A 1,640-nucleotide genomic window follows, 5' to 3' on the forward strand; every position below is an offset into this window, starting at 1 on the left:
GGTGTAAATGCTAGAGACGCACGAGATTTGACAAGTTTCAAGAAAATTAAGCATTGTGGCATCAGGTACCATTTATAAACCAGAATGCTAAAAAAACTCTTCGATTTACAATACCTTGCACGAATGAATCAATCAACCTGGAAAATTGGCACATCTTAGCCATCTGACTACCCTTATCTAGCTTATGTTTCAAGCGAGGGAATACAAACTTCGCTTAACCCTTTATAGGAAATGAATTTAAACGTTTAAAGCAATTTAGCTTTTCAACCTTCACTTAGTTAACCGATTACTAGATTTTAAAACTACAGGTAAAGATAAAGAGACGCAGAGGAGGAAAATCTTTGGTTGGTAGATGGCAAGTTGCTCAGAATCGAACATTGGTTCATCTTAACGCATTTTATATCCTCCATCTCCCTCGAAAAAACGCTTTCGTATTGTTTTTCTCCTAGCTGATTTTAAAGGTTTAAGTCCACCACAATTCGACCCTGCACCTGGCCTAGAAGAATTGCCTGACTCATGACAGGCAATTCTTCTAGGCTGATTACCCGAATCATTTTTTCCAGGTGTTCTAGGGGGAAGTTGTGGGCTAACCTGCTCCATGCTACTTGTCTTCTTTCCATTGGACACATAACAGAATCTATGCCGATTAGATGGACTCCTCTAAGAATGAACGGTAAAAGGGTGGTGTGTAAATTACTATCTCCAGCCAACCCACAGGCGGCTATACTCGCACCGTAGACCATGCTAGAAAGCAGCGATGCCAGTGTTTGACCACCAACGGTATCGATGGCTCCGCCCCAACGTTCTGACTTCAACGGCTTTTGAGGTATTTCTAGCTCGCTTCTGTCGAGAATATTGCGTGCACCGAGTGATCGTAGATAATCATGTGCTTCGATTTTTCCGGTTGAAACTACAACCGCATAGCCCAAATGAGCCAGCAGCGCAGTTGCAATACTGCCCACTCCACCGGAAGCACCTGTAACGACAACCTCGCGCGAGTCTGGTTTAACTCCCTGTTCTTCTAGTGCTATGACACACAGCATTGCGGTTAATCCGGCTGTGCCGATTCCCATTGCCTGTTTAAGTGTAATTCCATCCGGCAAAGGGACTAGCCAATCAGCCTTGACCCGCGCCCATTGAGCATAGCCTCCCCAGTGACGTTCCCCTACTCCCCAACCAGTTAGCACTACCGAATCTCCGGGCTTAAAACGGCAAGAAATATCTTCTCGAACTATTCCAGCCAGGTCTATACCGGGAACCATAGGAAACTGTTGGATGACTTTACCCTGCCCAGTGATGGCTAGTCCATCTTTATAGTTCAGACTAGAATAAGCTACCTCGATCAGAACTTCTCCTTTAGGTAAAGACTCTTTTTTAACTGCTTGAATTAGCACATCAGGTTTTTGATTTGGAATTATCTGATTGATTCGGAGTGCTTTGAAAGTATTCATATTAGAAGCTAAATATCTATAAAGTTTACAAGGATACACTTTTTGAAAACATAAAGATGTTGCTCGTTTCTAGGAAATTCATCTTCCAAATTGGGCTAATCCCACATGGAAATATCTATGAACCAAGAAGCTGTTTGAAAATCTTTCTAAAATTCTTTAGCTCTATAAAGATAGGAAGAGCGTCGTGTA

1 protein-coding gene is annotated in these 1,640 nt (G+C 42.5%); it reads right to left on the minus strand.

From position 1 onward, the window contains the following. Positions 1-455: 455 nt before the first annotated feature. Positions 456-1,451 (minus strand): acrylyl-CoA reductase (NADPH), encoded by a 996-nt coding sequence (gene acuI, locus AC2VE5_RS26840; protein WP_486890589.1) that lies wholly within the window; start codon positions 1,449-1,451, stop codon positions 456-458. Between the last annotated feature and the right edge of the window lie 189 nt (positions 1,452-1,640).

The sequence above is a fragment of the Aliterella sp. E5.1 genome (assembly GCF_057473825.1).

Coding starts and splice junctions, on each gene's coding strand:
- acuI (WP_486890589.1), bottom strand. CDS start 1,451: ATGAATACTTTCAAAGCACTCCGAATCAATCAGATAATTCCAAATCAA.